Annotated in this window: 19 protein-coding genes; 15 read left to right on the top strand and 4 right to left on the bottom strand. The window is 72.3% G+C overall.

Annotated elements, in window-relative coordinates; all coding sequences use genetic code 11:
* Window positions 1-25: 25 nt before the first annotated feature.
* The 9 genes from ACFYPS_RS15620 (at window position 26) to ACFYPS_RS15580 (ending at window position 9080) form a co-directional block, all read left to right on the top strand.
* On the top strand, window positions 26-1003 hold the full coding sequence (locus ACFYPS_RS15620) for an NAD-dependent epimerase/dehydratase family protein (protein WP_387325047.1): 978 nt from the start codon (window positions 26-28) through the stop codon (window positions 1001-1003).
* Window positions 1004-1079: 76 nt separating this feature from the next.
* Entirely contained in the window at window positions 1080-2315 is a 1236-nt protein-coding gene (locus tag ACFYPS_RS15615) for an LCP family protein (protein WP_387325044.1), read from the top strand.
* A 283-nt stretch (window positions 2316-2598) separates the two neighbouring features.
* Complete coding sequence (locus ACFYPS_RS15610) at window positions 2599-3792, top strand: LCP family protein (protein ID WP_387325041.1); 1194 nt, start codon at window positions 2599-2601, stop codon at window positions 3790-3792.
* 226 nt (window positions 3793-4018) lie between these two features.
* Window positions 4019-4954, top strand: a complete 936-nt coding sequence (locus ACFYPS_RS15605) for an LCP family protein (protein WP_354967221.1) — start codon at window positions 4019-4021, stop codon at window positions 4952-4954.
* A gap of 58 nt (window positions 4955-5012) precedes the next feature.
* Window positions 5013-5348, top strand: a complete 336-nt coding sequence (locus ACFYPS_RS15600) for a rhodanese-like domain-containing protein (RefSeq protein ID WP_089018477.1) — start codon at window positions 5013-5015, stop codon at window positions 5346-5348.
* A gap of 11 nt (window positions 5349-5359) precedes the next feature.
* A complete protein-coding gene (locus tag ACFYPS_RS15595) occupies window positions 5360-6148 on the top strand; it encodes a glycerophosphodiester phosphodiesterase (RefSeq protein ID WP_387325038.1) in 789 nt (262 codons plus the stop codon).
* Between the two features lie 56 nt (window positions 6149-6204).
* Complete coding sequence (locus ACFYPS_RS15590) at window positions 6205-7659, top strand: ATP-binding protein (protein WP_387325035.1); 1455 nt, start codon at window positions 6205-6207, stop codon at window positions 7657-7659.
* A gap of 55 nt (window positions 7660-7714) precedes the next feature.
* Complete coding sequence (locus ACFYPS_RS15585; RefSeq protein WP_387325183.1) at window positions 7715-8131, top strand: ATP-binding protein; 417 nt, start codon at window positions 7715-7717, stop codon at window positions 8129-8131.
* Between the two features lie 61 nt (window positions 8132-8192).
* Window positions 8193-9080, top strand: a complete 888-nt coding sequence (locus ACFYPS_RS15580) for a DUF5926 family protein (RefSeq protein ID WP_387325032.1) — start codon at window positions 8193-8195, stop codon at window positions 9078-9080.
* Between the two features lie 26 nt (window positions 9081-9106).
* Here ACFYPS_RS15580 and ACFYPS_RS15575 read toward each other — a convergent pair whose 3' ends face one another.
* Window positions 9107-10336 carry an arginine deiminase gene (locus ACFYPS_RS15575; RefSeq protein ID WP_354967165.1) on the bottom strand — a complete coding sequence of 410 codons (1230 nt, stop codon included), beginning with the start codon at window positions 10334-10336 and terminating at the stop codon, window positions 9107-9109.
* 163 nt (window positions 10337-10499) lie between these two features.
* Between ACFYPS_RS15575 and ACFYPS_RS15570 the strand changes: the two genes are divergently transcribed.
* The 5 genes from ACFYPS_RS15570 to pheA all read left to right on the top strand — a co-directional run bounded on the left by ACFYPS_RS15570 (window position 10500) and on the right by pheA (window position 14000).
* On the top strand, window positions 10500-11240 hold the full coding sequence (locus ACFYPS_RS15570; RefSeq protein ID WP_354967164.1) for a hypothetical protein: 741 nt from the start codon (window positions 10500-10502) through the stop codon (window positions 11238-11240).
* A 166-nt stretch (window positions 11241-11406) separates the two neighbouring features.
* Window positions 11407-11865: a hypothetical protein gene (locus tag ACFYPS_RS15565; RefSeq protein WP_387325028.1), complete on the top strand. Its 459-nt coding sequence runs from the start codon at window positions 11407-11409 to the stop codon at window positions 11863-11865.
* Window positions 11866-11940: 75 nt separating this feature from the next.
* A complete protein-coding gene (locus ACFYPS_RS15560; RefSeq protein WP_089018469.1) occupies window positions 11941-12330 on the top strand; it encodes an ACT domain-containing protein in 390 nt (129 codons plus the stop codon).
* Window positions 12331-12526: 196 nt separating this feature from the next.
* Complete coding sequence (locus tag ACFYPS_RS15555) at window positions 12527-13033, top strand: hypothetical protein (protein ID WP_387325180.1); 507 nt, start codon at window positions 12527-12529, stop codon at window positions 13031-13033.
* Between the two features lie 10 nt (window positions 13034-13043).
* Window positions 13044-14000 carry a prephenate dehydratase gene (pheA, locus tag ACFYPS_RS15550; protein ID WP_387325024.1) on the top strand — a complete coding sequence of 319 codons (957 nt, stop codon included), beginning with the start codon at window positions 13044-13046 and terminating at the stop codon, window positions 13998-14000.
* Between the two features lie 48 nt (window positions 14001-14048).
* On the opposite strand, the gene ACFYPS_RS15545 is transcribed toward pheA, so the two are convergent.
* The 3 genes from ACFYPS_RS15545 to ACFYPS_RS15535 form a co-directional block, all read right to left on the bottom strand.
* Complete coding sequence (locus ACFYPS_RS15545; RefSeq protein WP_354967161.1) at window positions 14049-14771, bottom strand: AIM24 family protein; 723 nt, start codon at window positions 14769-14771, stop codon at window positions 14049-14051.
* Between the two features lie 114 nt (window positions 14772-14885).
* Entirely contained in the window at window positions 14886-15233 is a 348-nt protein-coding gene (locus tag ACFYPS_RS15540) for a metallopeptidase family protein (protein WP_172899025.1), read from the bottom strand.
* Window positions 15234-15384: 151 nt separating this feature from the next.
* Entirely contained in the window at window positions 15385-15816 is a 432-nt protein-coding gene (locus ACFYPS_RS15535; protein ID WP_387325020.1) for an OsmC family protein, read from the bottom strand.
* A 131-nt stretch (window positions 15817-15947) separates the two neighbouring features.
* Between ACFYPS_RS15535 and ACFYPS_RS15530 the strand changes: the two genes are divergently transcribed.
* The gene (locus ACFYPS_RS15530; RefSeq protein ID WP_387325018.1) at window positions 15948-16691 is read left to right on the top strand and encodes a hypothetical protein; all 744 of its coding nucleotides are present in this window, start codon (window positions 15948-15950) and stop codon (window positions 16689-16691) included.
* Window positions 16692-16847: the final 156 nt, after the last annotated feature.

Here is a 16847-nt window from a genome sequence, read left to right as displayed (position 1 = left end):
TCCGGGGGTCGGTAGGCTGATCGGCATGAAGGTTGCTGAGCGCTTCGGTTCCGGTCACCGCATTCTCGTCACCGGCGGCGCCGGTTTCGTCCCGTCGCACCTGGTGGACGCCCTGATCGCCCGGGGTTGCACGGTGGTGGCGCTGGACAACTTCGTCACCGGGTCCAAGGAGAACGTCGCCCACCTGCTGGACCGGCCGACCTTCACCCTGGTCGAGGCGGACATCTCCGACGGTCTGCCGACGCACCACCCGGCGCTGGCCGAGCGGTTCGACGCGATCCTGCACATGGCGTCGCCGGCCAGCCCCACCGACTTCGCCCATTTGCCGGTGGAGATCCTGCGGGTCGGCTCGGTGGGCACCCTGCACCTGCTGGACCGCGCGGTCGCCGATGGCGCCCGGTTCCTGATGGCCTCCACCTCCGAGGCGTACGGGGACCCGAAGGAGCACCCGCAGCGCGAGACCTACTGGGGCAACGTCAACCCGATCGGGGTACGCAGCGTCTACGACGAGGCGAAGCGCTTCTCCGAGGCGGCCACCATGGCGTACCACCGCCACCGCGGGCTCGACGCGGCGATCGTCCGGATCTTCAACACGTACGGCCCGCGGATGCGCCCGGACGACGGCCGCGCCATCCCGACCTTCATCTCCCAGGCGCTGCGCGGCGAGCCGCTCACCGTGCACGGCACCGGTAACCAGACCCGGTCCATCTGTTTCGTCGAGGACCTGGTGCGAGGCATCCTGCTGCTGCTCGACTCGACCGAGACCGGTCCGATCAACTGCGGCACCGAGCACGAGCTCACCATGCGGCAACTGGCTGAGTTGATCGTGTCGCTCTCCGACAGCAACTCGGAAGTGACGTACATCACCCGGAGCTCGGATGACCCGGAGATGCGCCGCCCGGACCTGACCCTCGCCCGCGAACTGCTCGGATATGAGCCGGCCGTGGCGCCCGAAGACGGCCTGCGACGCACGATCGAGCACTTCCGGGCGCGGCTAGGGTAACCGGCCGGCGACGCACGACAGCTGGCTGAGTGTCGCCTGAGGGCGGTAGTGGCTCGTCCTACGTACCCTGAGTTACATGTCAGCGACCTCGTCTGCCGGCGTTCCGCACCCGTACCTGCACCGCAGCGCCGGGCGTGCCTCCGTGCCCGGCCCCGACCGGGGCGCCTCCGGACGTGCCCGTCCGAGCGAGACGCGCTGGTACCCGTCGCCCGATGAGGAGCTGCCTCGGCCGGGCGGCCCGGCGGGGCCGCGGGGGCCCGGCGGACCGGGTGGGCCGGGTGGCGCCGGCGGGCCGGGCCGGCGCGGCCCACGGCCGCGCTGGGGTCGGATCGGCCTGGTCGCCGGGATCGCGGTGCTGGTGCTGGCGCTGCTCGGCGGCATCGGCGCCTGGCTGTACGCGCGCAACCTCGACGGCGACCTGGCCCGGACCGATCCGTTCGCGGAGATCACCGGTGGCCGGCCGGCCAAGACCGTCGACGGCGCGCTGAACATCCTGCTGGTCGGCAGCGACTCCCGGGACCCGGACGCTCCGGTCGACACGAAGAGCCAGTGGCGGGCCGACACGATCATCGTGATGCACATCCCGGCCGACCACCAGGAGGCGTACCTGGTCTCCATCCCTCGTGACCTCTACGTGCCGATCCCGCAGAGTGCCGGCGCGGACTGCGGCTCCGGCCAGCGCGCGAAGATCAATGCGGCGTTCGCGTTCGGCGGACTGCCGCTCGCGGTCCGCACCGTGGAGTGCTTCACCGACGTCCGGATCGATCACGTGATGGCGATCGACTTCGCCGGCTTCAAGCAGGTCACCGACGCCCTCGGCGGGGTCGACCTGAAGGTGGAGCGGACCATCACCTCGATCCACAAGCCGTACCGGACGTTCACCAAGGGCACCAACCACATGGACGGCGCGGAGGCGCTGGACTGGATCCGCCAGCGCAAGCAGTTCCCGGACGGCGACTTCGCCCGGATGCGGCACCAGCAGGAGTTCCTCCGGGCGCTGCTGGACAAGGCGGCGAGCACGGGCACGCTGGCGAACCCGAAGAAGCTCAACGGCTTCCTCCAGTCGGTGACCGCGGCCGCCACCGTCGACGAGGGTTTCTCGGTGACGGACATGGCCCTGCAGTTCCGCAACCTGCGCGGCCAGAACCTCACCTTCGTGACCAGCCCGAACTCGGGCAGCCAGACGATCAACGGCGAGTCGGTGGTGGTTTCCGACCGGGAGAAGGCGCTGGCGATGTACCGGGCCATGTCGGCGGACACCATGGCGGACTGGGTCAAGGCGAACCAGCCCAAGGGCACCGAGGGCGGCTGACCCGCGGGACGGCCGACGATGGGTACGACCCGTGGCGACCGGGCCGGCTGCCCGAAAGGCAGCCGCCCGTTCGGGTCATCAGGTGTCGATGATCGACCGACCTCGGCGAAATCGGCGTCCGGATTGACCCGGGATGAACTCGCCAAGTCGAATCGATGTACGTACAGTGGTGCCGCCCCCCTCCTGATCACGAGCTGGAGCACGCATGCCGGTTCAGGCCAGCCGTCGCCCTTCGTCTACCGGGTCCGCCGTCCCCAGCGGCCGGATCGCCTCGTCCATTCCGATGCAGCCGGGCCCCGCGGGCGGCGGCCCGGGTGGTCGCCCGCCCGGCGGCGGTGGCCGCTCCAGCGGCGGTGGCCGCTCGGGCGGCGGGCCGGCGAAGAAGCGCCCGAAGCGCAGGGACCCGCTCTGGGCCCGACTGACGGTGATCTTCGGTGCCGTGCTGATGCTCAGCAGCGGAGTGGGCATCGTCGGCAGCAAGGTGCTGATCAGCCAGGCGACCGGGGACATCGCCCAGCGGAACCTGCTCGGTGACGCCAGCAAGTCCGACGCCGAGGGCGGCGCGAGCCTGGACGGCCCGATCGACATGCTGCTGCTCGGCGTGGACGCGCGGGAGCGCTGGGCCGCGGACGACGTCCGGTCGGACAGCATCATCATCCTGCACATCCCGGCCTCACACGACCAGGCGTACCTGATCTCCATCCCCCGGGACACCGAGGCGCAGATCCCGGCGTTCCCGACGAGCGGGTTCGACGGTGGCACCGACAAGATCAACGCCGCTTTCCAGGCGGGCGCCCGCAACGGCGGCGGCTGGGAGGGTGGCGCCCAGCTGATGGCGCAGACGATCAAGCGGCTCACCGGAGTCAGCTTCGACGGTGCGGCGATCATCAACTTCGGTGGCTTCAAGAACGTCATCGACACCCTCGGCACCGTGAAGATCTGCGTGAGTCACGAGGTCAAGTCGAAGCACATGTCGTTCGTCGACGGCGAGCCGATGTGGAACGCCGACGCCAAGAAGACCGGCAAGCAGATGACCACGGTGGTGCACAAGAAGGGCTGCCAGCAGATGGAGGGCTGGGCGGCCCTGGACTACGCCCGGCAACGCTACGGGCTGCCCGGTGGCGACTACGACCGCCAGCAGAACCAGCAGCAGCTGATCAAGGCGATGGCCCGCAAGGCCACCGACGGCGGCATGCTGACCAACCCGGCGAAGCTCCAGCAGCTGACCAAGGCGGCCGGCAAGGCGTTGGTGCTGGACACCGGCGGTGTGCCGATCGAGAAGTTCATCTTCACCCTGCGCGGGGTGGCCGCGAACGACCTGACCATGCTCAAGACCAACAACGGCACGTTCAACGGCAACGCCAACAAGCGCGAGGCGTTGAACGAGGAGACCATGGAGATGTTCCGGGCGATGAAGCAGGACAAGCTGGGCGAATTCGTCTTCGCCCACCCGGAGATGATCTCCAGCCGGAAGTGACGGGTCCTTCCGCAGGCGGCGGCCGACCGAAAGTCCCGGAAAGCCGGCGACCGTCCCGTCACCGCCCGTAGCCTGACGTGAGCAGGTTTCACGTATCGGCTGCGGGGAGGCGGTCACGTCCAGGTCGGGGCGGAACGAGGCGGACCGGGCCGACGAGGCCGGAGCCGCCCGTCGGCGCCGCGCCCGTGGGTCGCGGATCCTGCTCGGCATCGGCCTGGCCCTCGTCCTGCTGGCCGGGCTCGCCGTGGTCGGGCTCAAGACGCTCAGCCACCGGTACGACCGAGCGGTGGCCAAGGAGATCCTGCTCGACCTCGACGCCCGCACCGACCGGACCGATCTGCACGGGCCACTGAACTACCTGCTGGTCGGCTCCGACCGCCGGCCCGGCGGCAGCGGGCCGGACCAACGTTCGGACACCATCCTCATCGTGCACGTACCCGCCGGGCGCAGGGAGGCGTACCTGGTCTCCATCCCGCGTGACCTGCTGGTGGCCATCCCGCCGACGAACGGCTTCCCCGGCGGCCAGGACAAGATCAATGCGGCGTACGAGCACGGCGGAGGCGGGCAGGCCGGCACACGGTTGCTCTCCGCCACCCTGACCCGACTCACCGGGATCCGGTTCGACGGTGCCGCGCTGATCGACTTCTCCGGCTTCCGGAAGGTGATCGACCTGCTCGGTGGGGTGCGGATGTGCGTGGACACCGAAGTCCGCTCGATCCACACCAACCGGGTCTTCCCCACCGGCTGTCAGCAGATGGACGGCGCGCAGGCGCTGGACTACGTACGGCAGCGCTACGACCTGCCCGGCGGCGACTACGACCGGCAGCACCACCAGCAGCAACTGCTCAAGGCGATGCTGGACCGGGCCGGCCAGGCGGACCTGCGCAGCAACCCGGTCAAGCTGGACCAGGTGCTCCGGGCGGTCGGCGGCTCGTTGACCGTCGACACCAACGGCGTACCCCTGGAGGACCTGCTCCTCGCGCTGCGCGCGCTGCCGGCCGACGGGTTGCGGGGTGTCCAGGTGCCCTCGTCTCCGCAGACCATCGGCGAGGTCTCGTACGTGATGCTGGACAACGGCGGCAGCGGGCTCTTCGAGGCCGTACGCGGCACCAGGGTGCCGGCCTGGACTCAGGCCAACCCACGGTGGGTGACCCGGTTGTGATGGTGCCGACGGCCGGGTCGATGCCGATCCGGCCGACGAGGATCTAGTGTTGGTACCTGTGTTCGGACCCCAGGTTCCCACCGTGCCCGTGACCGAGATCGCCGACGACACCTACCTGCTTGATGTGCGGGAAGACGACGAGTGGGCGGCCGGCCACGCTCCCGGCGCCCACCACCTGCCGATGATGGAGCTGCCGGCGCGGCTGGCCGAGGTGCCGACCGACCGGGACGTGGCGGTCATCTGCCGCTCCGGCGGGCGCTCCGCCCAGGTCGTCGCCTACCTGGTCAACAACGGCTGGGAGCAGGTGCGCAACGCCGACGGCGGGATGCGCCAGTGGGCCGCCGTCGGCCGCCCGGTGGTCGACGCCAACGGGCAGCCCGGCCAGGTCATCTGAAGGCGGCCGGGATGGGCGGGCCTCTGGTCTTCGCGCACCGCGGCGCCTCATACGACCTTCCGGAACACACCCTCGCCGCCTACCTGCGTGCCCTCGACGAGGGCGCCGACGGTCTGGAGTGCGACGTCCGGCTGACCCGGGACGGGCATCTGGTCTGCGTGCACGACCGCCGACTGGACCGCACCAGCAGCGGTCGCGGCCTGGTCAGCGCGCGTACGCTCGCCGAGCTGGATGCGCTGGACTTCGGCTCGTGGCATCCCGGCGGCACGCCGAGCGGTGACGTGCCGCCCGACGAGTCGCACACCCGGCTGCTGACCCTGGCCCGGCTGCTGGACGCGGTGCTGGCCGCCGGCCGTCCGGTCCGGCTGCTGGTGGAGACGAAGCACCCGTCCCGTTACGGCTCGAACGTGGAGCGGCGGCTGGTCGCCCTGCTGCGCCGGTACGGGCTGACCGACCCGGCGCCGGACGACCCGGTCCAGGTCACCGTCATGTCGTTCTCCCCGCTGGCGGTCCGGCGGGTCCACGAGCTGGCACCGACGCTGCCCACGGTGCTGTTGCTGGAGGTGCTGCCGCGCTGGCTCCGCCTGGGGCGGCTGCCGTTCGGCACGCGCATCGCCGGGCCGGGTATCGGCCTGGTCCGGGCTCGCCCGCAACTGCTGCCCGCGCTGCGTGCGGCCGGCAACGAGGTGTACGTCTGGACGGTCAACGACCCGGCGGACCTGGAGCTGGTCCTGGCCGCCGGGGTGGACGGGATCATCACCGACCGGCCCGCGCACGCCCTGGCCCGGCTGGACCGCTGACCGGCGCCCACCCGGCAGGGGTGCCGAAATCCGGGTCGGCGGGGCACACTCGGCACATGCCGGAGCGTATCGACTTCCCCGCTCTCATCGCCGGCCACACCGTCGTGATCGAGATGATCAACTCTGGCGATGCCGGCCTGCCGGTCCTCACCCAGCTGCTACGGGTGGCCCAACCCGCGCTCGGCGCGGCCGGCATGGCGTTCGCCGAGTTCGGCCCGACCGGTGGTCGGGTGATCGCCGCGACGGGGGCGGCGGAGTGGATCCTCGGCCGCCCGCTGGCGGCCGACGACCCGGACACTGTCTGCCTGCTCTCCGGCCCCCGGGTCCGCCAGACCCGGGTCGCCCACCTCAGCGGCAAGCTCGCCGACGAGCTGGCCGGCTGCGGCCTGCGCCGGATGGTGGTGTCCCGGGCCGAGATCGGCGGTCACACCGTCGGCAGCCTGCACGCGCTCTACCCGGGCGACGAGGAGCCGAGCGCCGAGCAGCAGGGGGTCGTCGCCTACCTCGCCTCCTGCATCGCGCACATGTACGGCGACCAGACCGGGCTGCCCGTGCACGGCGACGGGCCGGTGGTGGCCGCGCTCGCCGACGGGCTGGCCGTGGTCGACCGGGACGGGCACGTCCGACTCTGGAACCCGGCCGCCGCCCAGGTCACCGGCCGGGCGGCCGAGCAGGCTCTGAGCCGCCCGCTGCCGTTCCCGCTGCCGCCGTCCGGCCAGGTCCGCGACCACCGCCTGCCGGACGGGCGCTGGCTGCGGATCACCTCCGGCGAGCTGCCCGGCCCGGGCACGCTGCGGGTGGTCACCTTCCGCGACATCACCGACCAGCAGCGTCGGGACCACGACCGCGAGCTGTTCGTCGCGGTGACCAGCCACGAGCTGCGCACCCCGGTCACCGTGATCAAGGGGTACGCGGACACCCTCACCGACCACTGGGATTCGCTGATCGAGTCGGACCGGCGGCAGGCCGCCCGGGTGATCGGGCAGCGCGCCAGCGAGCTGGCCCGGCTGGTCGACCGGCTGCTCTCCTCGGCCGCCGAGGCGGGGCCGGGGGACGACCCGCCCACCCCGTTCGACCTCGGCGAGGCGCTGCGCTCCGCGGTCGTCGACCTGCCGGCGGAGCTGCGCCGCCGACTGGTGCTCCGCCTCCCGGCGGACCTGCCCAAGGCACTCGGCCACCGGCCCAGCCTGGTCACCGTGCTGACCGAGCTGACGACCAACGCCGGCAAGTATTCGGCGCCGCACGCGCCGATCGAGATCACCGCCGCGGTCGACGGTCAGCTGGTGGCCTTCCGGGTCAGCGACCGGGGCATCGGCATCCGCCCGGAGCACGTGGAGCGGGCGTTCGACCGGTTCTGGCAGGGCGAGTCCGGCGACCGGCGCGGCTACCCGGGCGCGGGGCTCGGCCTCTATCTCGTCCGCCGGATCGTTGAACAGCAGAATGGATGGGTATCCCTACGTCCGAGGGCCGGCGGCGGTACGGTCGCAGAGGTGCGGCTGCCGCGTGGTTGACCGGCGGTGGCGCGACGTGGAGGCGACGGTGGCAGCGAAGGAACGGGCATGGTGCGTGGTGGTCCCCCACCATCCCACCGGAGCGCGGCTGTCCCGGCACCGGCTTGCCGACGACCTGGCGGAGGTCGTACCCCCGACGCTCCTCGCGGACCTGATCGCGGTGCTCGCCGAGCTGGTGGGCAACGCGGTGCGGCACGCCCGACCGCTGCCCGGCGGCGTGGTCCGGGTGGCCTGGCGGTTGCGGCCCTCGGTCGACGGGCCGCGGATCCAGCTGCGGGTGACCGATGGCGGCGCGGGCACCAGGCCACGGATCCGGACGGCCAACCCCGACGCGGCGGATGGCCGGGGGCTGCACATCGTGGCCGGTCTGGCCACCCGGTGGGGCGTCGAGCGGGACGGTCTGGGCCAGCGCGTCTGGGCGGAGTTCGATCCGGCCCCGGCACCCCGGCCCGACCTGGTGCCGGCGGGCTGACTGACCGCCGGTGGCGGGTCCCGCCCACGACGAGCCGGTCGGGCCTCTAGGCTGTGACGCCGTGAGCAAGCGTCGAAAGAGCCAGCGCGCCGCCGCCGATACCGCCCCCCGTCGGGACAAGGTGCGGGACATCTTCGTGCCCCGACCGTTCGAGGGGCTGGTCGACGAGCCCGAGTGGATCGCGCTGCGCGAGCTGGTGCCCGCCGCATCCGCGCCGCTGCGGCTGTCGCCCGCCCTTGTCGAAGAGTTCGGGGACCGGCCGGTCACGCTGGCCACGGTGCTGCCGATGGCCGCCCCGGCGATCACCAAGCCGGACGGCCGGGTGCTCATCGGTCTGCAACGTCACCAGCAGTCCGGTGACGTCTCCCGGGATCTGGCCGAGGCGCTGCTGTGCGCGTTGCGGACCGAGCCGGGCGGCCAGGTGGCCGTGCCGCCGCTGCCCGGGCTAGGCCCCCGACTGCAGGACGTCGTGGTGGACGGCCCACTGGAGATCACCATGCACGACGGGTTCGAGTTCTGGCTCGACCCTGGCGCCACGGACGACCCGACCGTGCAGGCGTCGCTGGAGCGGGCGAACGCGGCCATCTACCCGACGGTGCGGCTGACCGCGGCGAAGGCCGCGTACTGGTGCCAGGTCCCGGAGAAGGCGCACGTGCGCTGGGTGCTGCCGGACGAGGAGGACGCCGCCCTCGACGCGCTGGCCCGGCTCGGCGCGGCTGGCACGCTGCCGCTGGGCGAGCAGACCCGGTTCGCCGGCATGTTCCGCGCGCACGGTCGGCTGGTGCCGGTCTGGGACCTGCCGGAGGAGACTCCGGCGACCGACTGGGAGGACCCGGTGGCGCAGTTCGCCAAGCGGTACGCCGAGGCCCTCGCCGCCACCGACCCGCTGGACGCCGCCGGCCGCCGGGCCCGCCAGGGGCTGCTCGGTCGCCAGCTCACCCTCCGCTGACGTTAGGAAGGGCCCCTTGTTATGCACTAGGCGTTAACAAGGGGCCCTTCCTTCAAGGGGTCGCGGGTGATCGGGCAGGACATGCAGCGCGGCCCACCCCGCCCGGAGCCCAGCTCCGAGCCGGCGATCGGGATCACCTCGATGCCGGCCCGCTCCAACTGGGCGTTGGTTTCGGTGTTGCGCTCGTAGCCGACGCAGAGCCGGGGTGCCAGGGCGAGCGTGTTGTTGCCGTCGTCCCACTGCTCGCGTTCCGCGGTGACCGGGTCGAGCCCGGTGTCGATGACCCGGAGCTGGTCGAGGTCCATCGCGTCGGCGGCGGCCCGCAGGAAGGGCGCGGGGCCGTCCACCCGTGGGTCCTCGCCGTCCGCGCCGGCGATCACGGTGTACGCGGAGAGCGTGCTGGCGACGTTGGGATACATCAGCACGGCGTCCACGTCGACCATCGTGCAGACGGTGTCCAGGTGCATGGTGGCGCGCTCCTGGGCGATCGGCACCACCAGGATGGTGTGGGCCAGCCCGGCGGCGAAGACCTGCCGGCCGAGCCGTTCGGCACCGGCCGGGGTCGTCCGCTCACCCACCCCGACCGCCAGCACCCCGGGTGCGAGCAGCAGCACGTCCCCGCCCTCCAGGTGCTCCAGGTGCGGGCGGTAGACGAACTCGGTGCCGGCGAAGCGCGGGTGGTGGCGGTAGATGGCGTCGGTGAGGGTGGTCTCCCGGCGGCGGGCCGGCATGGCCAGGCTGGTGACTCCGACCCGGTCGCCGATCCACAGCGACGAGTCCCGGGTGAAGAGCAGGTTGGGCAGCGGGTCGATGACGAAGTCGTGCCGGTCCATCAGGGTGTAGACCAGGCCGCCGGGCCGTTCCGAGCTGATCCGCAGTTCCTCGTGGGCCAGCCCGGCGGTGAGCACGTCGGCCAGCGCGACCGGGTCCAGGTAGGAGAGGTGGTCGGCGACCCGGGCGCGCAGGGTGTCACCGAGCCGGCGTGAGCGGAGCACCTGCTCGGTGAGTTCGGCCCGGGCGTCCGCGACGGCCAACGTCTCGGCCAGCAGGGTGGCCAGGTAGAGCACCTCGACGCCGCGCTCGCGCAGCGCGGCGGCGAACGCGTCGTGCTCCTCCTGGGCCCGACCGACCCAGGGGATCGCGTCGAACAGGAGTGAGTCGTTGTTGCGGGGGGTGAGCCGGGCCAGTTCCGGGCCGGGCCGGTGCAGCAGTACGGTGCCGAGCCGGCCGACTTCGCTGTCGACGTAGTGGGTCACTCCCGCAGCGTAGGGCAGGGTTTGGCGGCATCCGAGTAAAGAACTGTGGATGAATATGGCATTCATCCACAGTCACTCCGGCGTTCCGGCTTGCCCAACACGGGGAGTGTCAACGTAGGGTAGTGGGGACATAACTTCGAGGGACCTTTTGCCGGAGGTCGCGATGACTGTCTTTCCCGCACGACGAGCCGTACCAACCGCCCGGGCACTGCCGCCCGTCGCGGTGCCCCATCCCCGCGTCGAGGCGCCGGGGGTTCTCGCACCGGTCCGTCCGACACCGCTCGAATGGGCCCGCCGTCGTCGGGCCGAGCGGGGCGCCCGGAGGCTGGAGGCGGCCGGAGCACGGGCCCTGGGCCAGCTCGACCATCTCGGGCCGGCCTGGCACGTCATCGAGTGGCCCCGCACCGATGTGGCCGACGTCCTGCTCGACCGTGGTCAGGACGAGCGCGCCGGGTTCCTCGCCATCGGGCCGAGCGGCCTGTTCGCGGTGACCATCGCCGACCACGGCCGGGCCCGTGTGCTCGTCGCGGGGGACGTCGTGCAGATCAACGGCAAGCGCCCGCCGTACGTGGCGGAGGCCCGCCGGGATGCCAAGCGGGCCAGCAAGGCTCTCTCCACCGCGGTGCGGCTGACCGTGCCGGTGACGCCGGTGCTGACCTTCGTCGGCTCCGGCGTGATCAGCGTCTACGGCCTGCCGAAGGACTGTCTGATGGCCACCCACCGGGAGCTTGACCGGCTCCTCGTGGCCGGCGGCAGCCGGATCAGCCCCGCCACGGCCGAGAAGCTGTCCCGGGTCGCGCAGCACCCGGGCACCTGGCTGAACGGCACGTACCGTCACACCGCCGACTACCGGTGGTATGACGAGGGCCGAACGGCCGCTGACAAGCCGGCCAACCGCCGGTAACGTCACCGGCGACGCCACGCGGCTCCGGTCCCCGTCCACCCCACCGGCTCTCGCGCCGTCACTTGCCGCCCCGGCTCAGGCAGTGCGGCCGGTGGCCCGGCGCGCTCGGTGGTTTCGTCGGCGACCCGCTAGCGTGGACAGTCCGTCGGTGTACATAGGAGGCTCGGTGGCCCACGTCGAACTCTCGCTCTCGGAAGTGTTCGTGCCGGCGGCGCGGGCCTCGACAGAGCCGGAGTCCGACAACTTCGGCCAGTGGTCCTCGACGGTCGGCCGGGCCGATGAGCCGTGCCTGCTGATCGACGCCGAAACCCGGGTGATCGCGATCTCCACGGCCGGCTGCGAGCTGCTCTGCCTGGGCGAGCCGGACGGCCTGATCGGGCGGCCGCTGCTCGACGGCGGCTTGCGCCTACTGGACTTCACCGCCAACCGCGGCGAGCTGACCGAGGCCGAGATCGACAAGATTCCGCCCCTGCTGGCGCTCTCGTCCGGCCGGCTCGCCCGCGGTCTGCTCCGGGTGCAGGCGGCCTCGGCGAACAGCTCCGACGCGACCGTCGACGCGATCTCCACCCCGGTGCTCGCCCACGGTGCCGTGGCCGGCTCGCTCACCTTCTTCTCCGAGGTCTGACCTGCGACGGAGTGTGTCGTTCGCCGCACGCGGCGATGCTGGGGTGGGTCCGCACCGAGGCCGTAAGGTGCGCTCATGCTCGATATCGCTCTGCTGCCGGGGGAGTACGCCGTGTGCCGGTTGGCCGCCGGCTCCACCCTGCCGGACGCGTTGTCGAGCGGGCTGGGTCGCACCGACGTGGTCACCGTGAGCTGGACGGCCGACGGGATCTCGGTGATCTGCCCGACCGAGCGGGCCCCCGCACAGGCCGTGGTGGAGACCGTCTGGCGCTGCCTGCGTGTCGCCGGCCCGGTGGACGTGGCCGGCACCGACACCCTGGCCGCGCTTGTCGACCCGCTCGCCGAGGCCCGGGTCAGCGTGGTCACGTTCTCCACCTTCGATACCGACTACCTGCTGGTGCCGGCCGTGCGATTGACGGAGGGCACGGCCGCCCTGGAGCGTGCCGGGCACCGCGTCCTCGGCTGAGCTTCACCCGTTCGGCCGCTCCCCCTACGATGGGCTCGGCCACCCCGGCCACGACGACGTTCTCCGATGTCCCGAGGATCGGCCAGTGCCGTTCACCCCGTTTTGCCGCGTGTCCACCCCACCGCGGGCGATCACCCACGCCCCACCGGCGACCCACGATCCGGTGGCGACCCGCGCGCTACCCACGACCCGGGTCCTGCGGGCGGCGCTCGCGCTGCTCGCCTTCGGAGCGCTGACAGGCTGCGGCGCCCCGCCCGAGCTGCGGGAGCCGACCAGCACGCCGACCGGCACCGGCGCCCCGACGGCACCCGGCCCGACCGGCGCCCCGAGCACCGCGCCCGCCACCCCGCCGGTCGGCACCGCGACCGCCACCCCGGACGCGGGACTGGTCGCGACGCTTTGCCAGAACGGGCCAACCGGGCAGCGGATCGTGCAGCTGCTGCGCGGCCGGGGCGGCGTGCTTCCGGACAACGTCCGGGTCCGGGTCCGCACCGGGCCGCTCTGCGCCGCCGACTGGCAGTACACCGTGCTGGAGGTGACCGGGCACGAGGAACTCCAGGTCGTCACCCGCGGTCGGGTCGCCGCGCCGGAGCTGGTCACCGCCGGCACCGACGTGTGCACCATCGAGGTACGTGCCACCGGTCCGGTGGGGATCCGGACGCTCGCCTGCGACGCCGGGCCGGTCCTCGGACCGGGTGCGTAGGCTGGTCCGCATGCCAGGAACACCGCCGACGCGCTTCGTCTACCTCGGCCCGGAGGGCACCTTCGCCGAACAGGCGCTGCGCACCGTCCCCGCCGCCGAACGCGGCAACCGTACGCCCGCCCGCAGCGTGGGTGAGGCGCTGGACAGCGTTCGGGCCGGGGACGCCGACGCCGCGCTGGTGCCGCTGGAGAACTCGATCGGCGGCGCGGTCGGTGTCACCCTCGACGAGATGGCCGAGGGCGAGCCACTGGTGATCACCCGGGAGGTGGTCCTGCCGGTGGAGTTCGTGCTCGGTGCCCGCCCGGGCACCTCGCTGACCTCGGTCCGCACCGTGGCGGCCCACCCGCAGGCGTCCACCCAGTGCCGGGGCTGGCTGCGCGACCACCTGCCCGACGCGGTGGTGGTCGACGTGCTCTCCAACGGCGCCGCCGCCGGCGGCGCCGGGGCGGGCGAGTACGACGCCGCGATCTGCGCGCCGATCGGTGCGGCCCGGCACCGCCTCGCGGTGCTCGCCGACAAGATCGCCGACCATCCGGACGCGGTGACCCGGTTCGCGCTCGTCTCCCGCCCCGGGCCGCCCCCGCCGCCGACCGGCGACGACCTCACCTCGCTCGCGGTCTACATCGCCCACGACCGGGTCGGCGCACTGCTGTCGGTGCTGATGGAGCTGGCCGTCCGGGGGGTCAACATGACCCGGATCGAGTCCCGCCCGACCGGCGAGGCGCTGGGCCGGTACGTCTTCTTCCTGGACTGCACGGGGCACGTGGCCGACGCACGGCTGGGCGAGGCGTTGCAGGGCCTGCGCCGGGTCTGCGCCGACGTCCGCTTCCTGGGCTCGTACCCCCGGCACCGGTGGGCCGAGACGGCGGGCGAGCGGCCGGTGCCGGCGCCGGCCGGCCTCTCCGACGCCGACTACGCGGACGCGGCGGCCTGGCTGGCCCAGCTGCGCAGCGGCGAACTGAGCTGAACGCGGGTGCCGGCACGCCCTGGACCGGGAGCGCCGGCACCGGTGTGATCAGCTCAGCAGACCGCCGAGCAGGCCGCCCTCCTGCTGCTGCGCGCCACTGCCCATGATCGGCGGCTCCTCGGAGGGCTGCACCACAACGAAGCCCTGGCCGGCGAAGCTCATCGTGAAGGACTCGCCGGTGCGTCGCCCGAGGAGCGTGCCGAGGCCGAGCTGCTCGGCCCGGTGGTAGCCGGTCTGGAGGTTGGCCGACCAGCAGACCGCGGCCTGCGGGTCGACGTACGTCGGGGCGTCCACGTTCAACACCACCGGAGTGCCCCTGGTCGTGATGGCGATCCGGCCGTACCCACTGAACACGCAGTTGAACAGGCCGGAAGAGGAGGCCATCCCGGCGCCGCCGACCATCTTGATGTCGTACTGGAGGGTGGAGTCGAAGGCGAGCACACTGGAGCCGTTGATGGAGAGCGCGTCGCCCGGCTCAAGGTCGATGATGTGCACGTCCTTGGCCAGCTCGGCGAGGAAGACGTCACCCTGACCGGAGACCTTCATCAGCGGGACGCCCTCGCCGGTGAGCTTCTGCTTGAGGAACTTGCCGAGCCCGCCCGAGCCCAGCGCCTGAAACTGCACCTGCCCCTGGTAGGCGACCATCGACCCGACCCGGGCCATCGCCTCGCCGTTGAGCTCGATCTTCAACATCTTGGAGTTCTGCAGCCGCATGCCGGGCTGCGCGGACTCCTTCTCCAGATTCTCCGTGGAGAACAGCTCGCTGCGCATGAAAGGTGCCTCCTGAAAAGGTCGCGGTCGCTGCACCGACGGTAGGCGACCAGGGCAACCACGGGCCATCGGCCGAGCGGCGCGGCGGATCGGTCAGGCGGCGATCGGTCGCGCTCAGCCCCAGCCCAGCGCGTGCAGCCGCGCGTCGTCGATGCCGAAGTGGTGGGCGATCTCGTGCACCACGGTCACCGCCACCTCGTCGACGACGTCCTCGTCGTTGTCGCAGATCCGCAGGATCGGGCGGCGGTAGATGAAGATCCGGTCCGGCAGCACACCCGAGTAGTCCCAGCCCCGGTCGGTGAGCGCGTGCCCCTCGTAGAGGCCCAGCAGGTCGGGCTCGCCCGGGGGCGGGTCGTCCTCGACCAGGATCACCACGTTGCTCATCAGGCCGAGCAGTTCCTCGGGCACCTCGTCGAGGGCGTCGCCGACCAGCTCCTCGAAGCGTTCGCGAGTCATCTCCACCGGCACCCCACCCATTCTGCCCGACCTCGTGCCAACCGACGGGTCACGATCAGCGGCGCCGGGCCGGGATCCGCGCGTTCACGGAGAGAGCGGCCGCCCGACTGCGGGCGGAGACCCTGTCCGTGAACGCGCGGCGTACGGGTCGACCGGCTCAGGAGGCCAGGCGGGCGGTGAGGGTGATCTCGGCGCCCGGCGAGAGCAGGCGTGAGATCGGGCAGTTGGCCTTGGCGGTCTCGGCGAGCTTCTGGAACTCCGCGTCGTCGATGCCCGGCACCTGGCCGACGGTCTCCAGCTCGATCCGGGTCACGGTCATCCCGGCGTCGGTCTTGTCCAGGTGGACCTTGGCGGTGGTGTCGACCGAGGTGGGCGTCGAGCCGGCGTCGGCGAGGGCCTTCGAGAACGCCATCGAGAAGCAGCCGGAGTGCGCGGCGGCGATCAGCTCCTCGGGATTGGTGCCCTCGCCCTCCTCGAAGCGTGACTTGAAGGAGTAGGTGCCCGACAGGCCGCCCTTACTGGTGCGGACGGTGCCCGAACCCTCGGTGAGATTGCCCTGCCATTGTGCGGAAGCGGTACGGATAGGCATGACCAGAACGCTAGCGGATAGGCGACCACCGGGCGACCGACCGGCACGGACGCCGGCCCTGCGATTCCCGTCACCACCCGTCGGCTGTGCCATGATTCGACGCAGGCCCGTGACCGGCGGAAGGATGGCCGATGTCCGAGGAGCTGCCGATCCCCCGGCAAGGCGAGCGGTCCGACGGCCCCGCCGTGGTCGAGTGGGGTGCCGACGATCCGACGCGGCGGCGCGCGTTGGTCCGAACCCTGGCCAGTTTCGCCCGGGACCCCCGGCTGCCTCTGCTGCTCGCGGGGCTCGGCGCGGTGGCCGGGGTCGCCTCGCTGGTCGGGGAGTGGCTGGTGATGACCATGCCGAACGGCGGCCCGGAGGGGAACACCACGATCGAGGTGCCCGTCGGGGTTTCCGAGGTCGGCGGCCTGGGAGTCGGTTACCTGGTCGGGCTGCTCGGCCTGGTCTGCACCGTCGCGCTGGCGCTGCGGGGCACGGCGACTGTCCGGCCGAACGCCCGGTTGGCCGGGCTTACGCTCGCCGGCGCCCTGCTGGCGCTGCTGGCCGTCGCAACGGGCACGCTCGACGACCCCAGTGAGCGCAGCCTCTACTACTCACCGCAGGACGGTTTCGGGGTCGAGTACGGTCGCGGCCTGGTGATGGCGTTCATCGCGTGCGTGCTGCTCGGTCTCGCGCTGCGGCTGCCAGCGGCCGCTGCGATCGGCGCACCGGCGGGGCCGGCGGAGGACGACCGGGCCGGGGACGGTGCGGCGGGACGAGGCTGGCGCCGCCGTCGGGACCGCGGCCCGATCGACGAGGACGGCCCGCCCCCGCCGGCCGACCTGACGGTCACCTCGGCCGCTCCGTTCGCCCGCCCCGAACCCCCGGCCTGAGCCGCGTCAGGGGCGCGGTCCGACGCTCTGCCCGCACCGCCTGACCTGCGATTCGTGGACACCGGCGGTGCGCCGTGCGTTGGCGCCCGATTCGCCTGGAAGCCATGGTTGCGACCTGTTCCGCGAGGTACGGTTGCTGCCCGCCGTAACGCCGGA

The organism is Micromonospora sp. NPDC005087, assembly GCF_042872965.1.
Taxonomy (GTDB): domain Bacteria; phylum Actinomycetota; class Actinomycetes; order Mycobacteriales; family Micromonosporaceae; genus Micromonospora.
This window is presented reverse-complemented; position numbering and strand designations above follow the sequence as displayed.

Excerpts from the sequence above, each read along its gene's own strand:
- ACFYPS_RS15560 (WP_089018469.1), top strand. The coding sequence starts at position 11,941 with ATGCTCGATATCGCTCTGCTGCCGGGGGAGTACGCCGTGTGCCGGTTG.
- pheA (WP_387325024.1), top strand. The coding sequence starts at position 13,044 with ATGCCAGGAACACCGCCGACGCGCTTCGTCTACCTCGGCCCGGAGGGC.
- ACFYPS_RS15610 (WP_387325041.1), top strand. The coding sequence starts at position 2,599 with ATGCAGCCGGGCCCCGCGGGCGGCGGCCCGGGTGGTCGCCCGCCCGGC.
- ACFYPS_RS15535 (WP_387325020.1), bottom strand. The coding sequence starts at position 15,816 with ATGCCTATCCGTACCGCTTCCGCACAATGGCAGGGCAATCTCACCGAG.
- ACFYPS_RS15530 (WP_387325018.1), top strand. The coding sequence starts at position 15,948 with ATGTCCGAGGAGCTGCCGATCCCCCGGCAAGGCGAGCGGTCCGACGGC.
- ACFYPS_RS15570 (WP_354967164.1), top strand. The coding sequence starts at position 10,500 with ATGACTGTCTTTCCCGCACGACGAGCCGTACCAACCGCCCGGGCACTG.
- ACFYPS_RS15620 (WP_387325047.1), top strand. The coding sequence starts at position 26 with ATGAAGGTTGCTGAGCGCTTCGGTTCCGGTCACCGCATTCTCGTCACC.
- ACFYPS_RS15595 (WP_387325038.1), top strand. The coding sequence starts at position 5,360 with ATGGGCGGGCCTCTGGTCTTCGCGCACCGCGGCGCCTCATACGACCTT.
- ACFYPS_RS15590 (WP_387325035.1), top strand. The coding sequence starts at position 6,205 with ATGCCGGAGCGTATCGACTTCCCCGCTCTCATCGCCGGCCACACCGTC.
- ACFYPS_RS15615 (WP_387325044.1), top strand. The coding sequence starts at position 1,080 with ATGTCAGCGACCTCGTCTGCCGGCGTTCCGCACCCGTACCTGCACCGC.
- ACFYPS_RS15545 (WP_354967161.1), bottom strand. The coding sequence starts at position 14,771 with ATGCGCAGCGAGCTGTTCTCCACGGAGAATCTGGAGAAGGAGTCCGCG.